Below are 6,729 nucleotides of genomic sequence, written 5' to 3' on the forward strand. Positions count from 1 at the left end.
ATGTCAGATGAAGAGTGCAAATGCCCACCTCCAGGACTTCCTGCGTGGATGGGAACGTTTGCCGATTTAATGTCATTATTAATGTGCTTTTTCGTACTTTTACTCGCATTTTCTGAAATGGATGTACTTAAATTTAAACAAATTGCAGGCTCAATGAAGTTTGCTTTTGGTGTACAAAATAAAATAGAAGTAAAAGACATTCCAAAAGGGACATCTGTTATTGCTATGGAGTTTACGCCGGGTAAACCTGAGCCAACTCCTATAGAAACCATTCAGCAACAAACGGTTGAAATGACCCAACAAATGCTTGAGTTTCAGGCGGGAGATGAAAGCTCCGCAGGTGGACGTCAAGAGCAACGTGGTGAAAAGCGAGGTGGTGAATCAAGCAGTACCTCAGAGGAAGTTGCTGCAGCTACGGCAGTGTCTGCTGCTGATCAAGAGCAAATAAATGACTTAGTTAAAAAAATTGCGCAACAGCTTGAAAAGCAAATTATTGATGGGGCTATTGAGCTTGAATCTTTAGGGCAACAAATCATAATTCGTATTAGAGAAAATGGCTCGTTTCCATCGGGGAGTGCATTTTTACAACCACAATTTAAACCTATCATTCAAGATATTGGCCGATTACTTAAAGATGTACCCGGTGAAATTACGGTGTCTGGTCATACGGATGATTTTCAGGTATCCAACGAGCTTTACATTAATAACTGGGATTTGTCATCTAAACGCGCAGTTGCGGTAGCGAGTGAATTACAAAAAGTTCCAGGTTTTGATAAAACCAGAATGATGGTGGTAGGACGTGCAGAGACCAGGCCCTTAGTGCCGAACGATTCCCGCGAAGATAGAAGACGTAACCGCCGTGTAGAAATATCAATTTTACAAGGCAAGGCAAAAGAGTCAGCGCCAATTGATGTAAGATAGAATGACTTGGCTATGTACCTTTTTTAGCATAGAATGCAACATTCTTAACAAATGTAATGGGGCGAATATGTTGACTAAGTATTGTAGTATGCCTGGTAACGGTACTGGCGATGACGATGATAAAAAAACGAATTTTACTAAGTAATCATGCCTGATTGGTTTGATAAAATTTTAGAAATTTTAAACAGTAGCTGGGTGCTTATTTTGAGCCCAGCTATTTTTGTTTTTTATTTACGAAAAGATCTCTGTGCTTTAAGGTTTACTTTAATAACGGCTTCTTTTTTTCTTTTTGGTGCTTTAATTCATTCATCGCTCAAAGAGTTTGATGATGGCATTTACATATACCGTTATGTAGTTTGGGCATTAAACGATTTATCTTGGATGGCTTTGATTGCTTATTTAGGTATCAAAGATAAAGTTTATTTGTGGCAATGCGTACTGGGTCAGCTTGTGGTTATTGGTGCACCCATTTTACAATTGTTTCGTTTAGTCGACCGCCATCTTTGGGAATTATCATATAGCACTTATATGTATAAAACTTTACTGCCACTCATTAATGTTGGCACAGTTATAGTGTGTTACCTGCCTCTTTTATATATTTTTGTTAATAAACGAAATAAGGCTTTAAGCTAATAACTACAAAAATACCCCTCGTTTTAAACTGATATGCTAAACTACTGTTTATATGAACAGTGTTGGAGCTTGGTTATGAAACTTTATATTGCTGAAAAACCTTCATTAGGGCGTGCTATTGCAGATGCGCTTCCAAAACCTCATAAAAAACACGATGGTTATATTGAAGTGGCGAATGGTGATTGTGTGTCTTGGTGCATAGGTCATTTGCTCGAGCAAGCAGAACCTGATGACTATGATGAGCGTTTTAAAAAATGGCAATTTGAGCATTTACCTATTGTGCCTGAACACTGGCAATTAAAAGCTAAAACAAAAACCCGTAAGCAGCTTACCATTTTAAAAAAATTAATTAAGCAGGCTACAACACTCGTGCATGCTGGCGATCCTGATCGTGAGGGTCAGCTACTGGTTGATGAAGTAATCGAGCAAACAAAAATTAGTCAAACCAAAAAGCAAAGTATTCAACGCTTATTGATTAGTGATTTAAACTTAACTGCGGTAAAAAAATCACTCAACTCTATGCGGGCTAACCGTGATTTTATCCCTTTAAGTGTATCTGCTTTAGCGCGGTCTCGTGCTGATTGGTTGTTTGGTATGAATTTAACGCGAGCTTATACGCTAGCTGGGCAAAAAGCGGGCTTTGGTAATGTGTTGTCGGTTGGGCGAGTGCAAACACCCATTTTGGGCCTAGTAGTTAATCGCGATAACGAGATAGCAAATTTTGTATCAAAACCATTTTATGAAGTACTTGCTCACCTTGATACACCTAAGGAGCAATCATTTACTGCTAAGTGGATACCAAGTAAAGCGTGTGATCCTTATCAAGATGAAGAGGGCAGAGTGCTTAACAAAGCTTTAGCTGAAAATGTAACTTCACGTATCGCTAATCAACCAGCAAGCGTAACTGCTCTTGAGCAAAAGCAAAAAAAACAAACCGCGCCGCTTCCCTATAATTTGTCTGCTTTACAAATAGATGCCGCTAAAGCGTTCGGATTGCCAGCGCAAAAAGTGCTCGATATTTGCCAGGTTTTATATGAACGTCATAAGTTAATTACTTACCCACGCTCAGATAATCGTTATTTACCAAAAGATCATCACCAAGATGCAGCTGCGATACTAAAAGCGATTGCAGTAAATGGAGGCCAAAAAGCAGAATTTGTTAATGGAGCAGATGCAAAAAAACGAAGTAAATGTTTTAACGATTCAAAAGTAGCAGCTCACCACGCGATTGTACCAACAGCTAAACAGTTAAAAACTGTGAGTTTAGCAAGTGATGAAGAAAAAATTTATCAGTTAATAAGTCGACACTATTTAATTCAGTTTTATCCCGATTACATTTACAACGAAACCAAGGTAGAGGTAACTATAGCGGGTGGTTTATTCAAAGCTAATGCAAAACAAGATGTAAGCTTGGGTTTTAAATTGCTCATGGGTAAGTCGGAACTCAAAGAAGAAGCAACATTGCCTTATTTGGAAAAAGGCATGGTACTTACCTGTACTAAAGGTGAGGTGGTGCAAAAGCATACAACTCCTCCTGCTCATTTTACCGATGCAACCTTACTTGCTGCTATGACGGGAATTAGCCGTTATGTAAAAGACTCGCAAATCAAAAAAATATTAAAAGAAACAGATGGCCTTGGTACTGAAGCAACGCGTGCAGGCATTATTGAGCTGTTATTTAAACGTCGCTTTTTAAAACGTGAGGGAAAAGCAATTAAAGCAACTGAAACAGGTCTGGCATTAATTAGTGTATTACCCGTGGGATTATCAAGCCCCGATTTAACTGCAAAATGGGAGTCGAGTTTAGGAGATATCGCTCAGCAAGCAATGAGTTATCAGCAATTTATACAGCCTTTGCTAGCTGATTTAACTAATTTTGTAAGCCAAGCGGCGAACTGCAATAGTCAGGCATTTGCACTGTTACCTAAAACGTCACCTAAAAAGCGCTTTGCCAAACGTACAAAAAAAGCGCCGTATAAAAAGTCGAGTTATAAAAAAAGCCCTACGGTAAATTAATCGCAGGGCTTACATATAGCGTTGAAGGTTACTGATTGAATAGTGCCACAGCGGCGTTACTCATAGCCTTTATTCCTGTAGGCAGTGCTACTTTATAATCAGGCGCAAATTTACTTGAATGTAACGAGGGCAGTGTTTCGTTATTTTTTATTGCCTTGGCGTACTGTTGTTGGTTAACGCCACCTAGCCAAAATAAGGTGATAGGAATATTTTCGTCGGTGCGCCCGTATAATCCAAAGTCTTCACCGGCCATTACCGCTTCTGTTTCGAGCACGTTTGCATCACCTATCGCACTTTTTATAGCGTTTCGAACAAGGTTAGTTTGTGCTGGGTTATTGTAAGTTGATGGAATTGATTCATCTTCATGAACTTTCACTACAGGGTAGAGAGATTCCTCGAGGCCTGCACTTTTTGCTATACCTGCAGTAATACGTTTAATTGCCGCTATTTGTGCGTTACGTACATCTGGATTGTAGCTGCGTAGCGTAAGTTGTAACTTAACTTCATCAGAAATAACATTGTGTTTAGAGCCACCATGAATGGAACCCACCGTTATCACTGAAGGCTCAAGTGGAGAAAGCTCTCGACTAGTAATTGTTTGTAGTGCAAGTATTGTTCGAGCTGCGATGATCACAGGGTCAATAGTTGTATGCGGGTAAGCACCATGGCCACCTTTGCCTTTTATACTAATATCAACAGAATCAACACTGGCCATGGTGTATTCATTTTTCATTGCCACTTTACCCGCAGCAACGCTAGCGCTTACATGCAAAGCAATAATATGATCTGGTTTAGCGTATTTGTTAAATAATCCTTCCTTGAGCATTGCTTTTGCACCACCGCCTACTTCTTCAGCGGGTTGAGCAACCATCATTAAAGTACCTTGCCACTGATTTTTATGCATAATTAATTGCTCTGCAGTGCCAATAAAAGAGCTCATATGAATATCATGACCACAGCCATGCATAACGCCAACTTCACTACCTTGATCATTAATTGTGGTAATAGTTGATGCGTAAGTTTTGCCTGTTTGCTCTGTTATAGGCAGGCCATCGGTATCAGTTCTGATCATGACGGTAGGGCCTTGACCATTTTTGTAAATTCCGACTACACCATAACCACCTACATTATCGGTTACGTCAAACCCTAATTTCTGAAGTCGTTCAGCGATTTTTTTACCTGTTTGCTTTTCCTTATATGACAATTCAGGTGATTGATGTAGGTCTAAGTAAAGTTTTTCTATTGCCAGCATGCTGGTATCAAGATCCAACTTAAGTGCTTGCGCATTCAATAATGGGCTGACTAATAAACACAATGCACTTACATACGCTAATTTCATATTTCCCTCACTACCTTCTATTGTATTTAAATGATTTAAACAGATGACTTGTAATTATTATCTTCATCACCATATAAAAACCTAAATAGATGAACATGGCAATAATTCAATGAGCAATATAGTTAGTCTTAACGCACAAAACCTTCAGCAAGTATTGGGTGAAACATCACAACAAAAGTTAGTACTACTTAACTTTTTTTCTCCACAAAGCCCAGAGTGTATTAGCCAAGCAGCTATTTTAGATAAGTTAGCTGCTGAATACAGCAACTATATAGTAGTCGCAAACTTAGACTGCGATGCAGAGCAGGCACTTGCCTCTCAACTTGCCCAACAAGTTGGATTGCAAACCTTACCTACTTTAGTGTTATTAAAAGACTCAGCTCCAGTTGATGTATTAGCGGGTGCTCAAACAGAAAGCCAAGTTCGTGATGCATTATCTAAACATTTACCAGCTCAACAAGACTTATTATTAGAGCAGGCTAAGCAAGCACTGATTAATAGCGACTTAAATGCCGCGTTTACTTATGCCAAACAAGCGTATGAACTTGATAGTCGAAATGCGAGGATTAAATTAGTACTGGCAGATATATGTATACAAATCCACAAACTCGATGAAGCCGCTGCGTTAATAGAAACAATAGATGTAAAAGAGCAAGATGCATACTTTAATAATATTAAGGCAAAATGTGAGGCCGCATTAGAGGCAACCGATTCACCGCAGATAAAAGAACTTCAAGAAAAAGTCGCTAAACATCCAAATGAACTTGATTTGCAAATGCAGCTAAGTAACCTTTTAAATGAAGCGGGAAGGAAAGAAGAGGCATTAGAAGCACTCTTTACTATCCTTAAAAAGGATCTTAACTATGATGAAGCTAAACCAAACTTCTTAGCAATAATCGCCTCTTTACCTGACGGCGATGCATTAGCCGCTAAATATCGCCGCAAGCTCTATAGTATTTTATATTAACGGCTAATTAGAACCTTTATAAAAGCATCTAACTAAAGATGCTTTTTTGTTTTCTACATTTAAAAAGAGGATAAATGCAGGGTTATCCACAGGGTTTTGTGGGTAACGTGTGTGTCTAGGTGGGGTATCTTTGGGGTAAAAATTAAATGCAAAAAAGCCTTTAAAAACGCTTGCGTTAAAATCGATTCTCCCTATAATGCGACCCCACTGAGACGGCAGAGCGCAACGCATAGCGAAGCACGAGCTACTCAGTGAGTCGAGTAAAACTTAGTTTCGAAAACTTTCAAGTTTAACAAAATTAAGTGTTGACAAAAAAATAGGAAAGCGTAGTATGCGCAGCCCTAGCGAGATAAAGTTTAACGCTTTAATCGCAACGTTCTTTAACAATATAAAGCAATCATCTGTGTGGGCACTCGTACAGATTGAGTTCTAACAGCCAAGCTTAGTTTACTAAGTGAGGCAAACAAATTTAGAGTCTCAATTGAAACTGAGTGACCAACAGAATAGTTACTTAGGTAATTATTCAGCACAGTCAATTCAATATCGAAAGATATTAAATAAATTCAGAATTCATTGAGCTGTCGAAAGACATAAAACTTTTTAATTGAAGAGTTTGATCATGGCTCAGATTGAACGCTGGCGGCAGGCCTAACACATGCAAGTCGAGCGGTAACATTTCTAGCTTGCTAGAAGATGACGAGCGGCGGACGGGTGAGTAATGCTTGGGAACATGCCTTGAGGTGGGGGACAACAGTTGGAAACGACTGCTAATACCGCATAATGTCTACGGACCAAAGGGGGCTTCGGCTCTCGCCTTTAGATTGGCCCAAGTGGGATTAGCTAGTTGGTGAGG

Annotated in this window: 5 protein-coding genes and 1 rRNA gene; 5 read left to right on the top strand and 1 reads right to left on the bottom strand. The window is 39.3% G+C overall.

Annotation, left to right across the window (positions count from 1 at the left end):
• From ND6B_RS16860 to ND6B_RS16850, 3 genes are all read left to right on the top strand, one after another.
• Nucleotides 1-921, top strand: a complete 921-nt coding sequence (locus tag ND6B_RS16860) for a flagellar motor protein MotB (RefSeq protein ID WP_028834921.1) — start codon at nucleotides 1-3, stop codon at nucleotides 919-921.
• Nucleotides 922-1,068: 147 nt separating this feature from the next.
• Nucleotides 1,069-1,554, top strand: a complete 486-nt coding sequence (locus ND6B_RS16855) for a hypothetical protein (RefSeq protein ID WP_033102639.1) — start codon at nucleotides 1,069-1,071, stop codon at nucleotides 1,552-1,554.
• 75 nt (nucleotides 1,555-1,629) lie between these two features.
• The gene (locus tag ND6B_RS16850; protein ID WP_033102640.1) at nucleotides 1,630-3,570 is read left to right on the top strand and encodes a DNA topoisomerase III; all 1,941 of its coding nucleotides are present in this window, start codon (nucleotides 1,630-1,632) and stop codon (nucleotides 3,568-3,570) included.
• A gap of 28 nt (nucleotides 3,571-3,598) precedes the next feature.
• On the opposite strand, the gene ND6B_RS16845 is transcribed toward ND6B_RS16850, so the two are convergent.
• Nucleotides 3,599-4,909: a M20 metallopeptidase family protein gene (locus ND6B_RS16845; RefSeq protein ID WP_033102641.1), complete on the bottom strand. Its 1,311-nt coding sequence runs from the start codon at nucleotides 4,907-4,909 to the stop codon at nucleotides 3,599-3,601.
• A gap of 109 nt (nucleotides 4,910-5,018) precedes the next feature.
• On the opposite strand from ND6B_RS16845, the gene ND6B_RS16840 reads away from it, so the two are divergent.
• Nucleotides 5,019-5,876: a tetratricopeptide repeat protein gene (locus ND6B_RS16840; protein ID WP_013464241.1), complete on the top strand. Its 858-nt coding sequence runs from the start codon at nucleotides 5,019-5,021 to the stop codon at nucleotides 5,874-5,876.
• A gap of 601 nt (nucleotides 5,877-6,477) precedes the next feature.
• Nucleotides 6,478-6,729, top strand: a 16S ribosomal RNA gene (locus ND6B_RS0118935); the annotation flags it as partial.

The sequence above is a fragment of the Pseudoalteromonas sp. ND6B genome, assembly GCF_000764215.1.
Taxonomy (GTDB): Bacteria; Pseudomonadota; Gammaproteobacteria; order Enterobacterales; family Alteromonadaceae; genus Pseudoalteromonas; species Pseudoalteromonas tetraodonis.

Excerpts from the sequence above, each read along its gene's own strand:
- ND6B_RS16860 (WP_028834921.1), top strand. The coding sequence starts at position 1 with ATGTCAGATGAAGAGTGCAAATGCCCACCTCCAGGACTTCCTGCGTGG.
- ND6B_RS16855 (WP_033102639.1), top strand. The coding sequence starts at position 1,069 with ATGCCTGATTGGTTTGATAAAATTTTAGAAATTTTAAACAGTAGCTGG.
- ND6B_RS16850 (WP_033102640.1), top strand. The coding sequence starts at position 1,630 with ATGAAACTTTATATTGCTGAAAAACCTTCATTAGGGCGTGCTATTGCA.
- ND6B_RS16845 (WP_033102641.1), bottom strand. The coding sequence starts at position 4,909 with ATGAAATTAGCGTATGTAAGTGCATTGTGTTTATTAGTCAGCCCATTA.
- ND6B_RS16840 (WP_013464241.1), top strand. The coding sequence starts at position 5,019 with ATGAGCAATATAGTTAGTCTTAACGCACAAAACCTTCAGCAAGTATTG.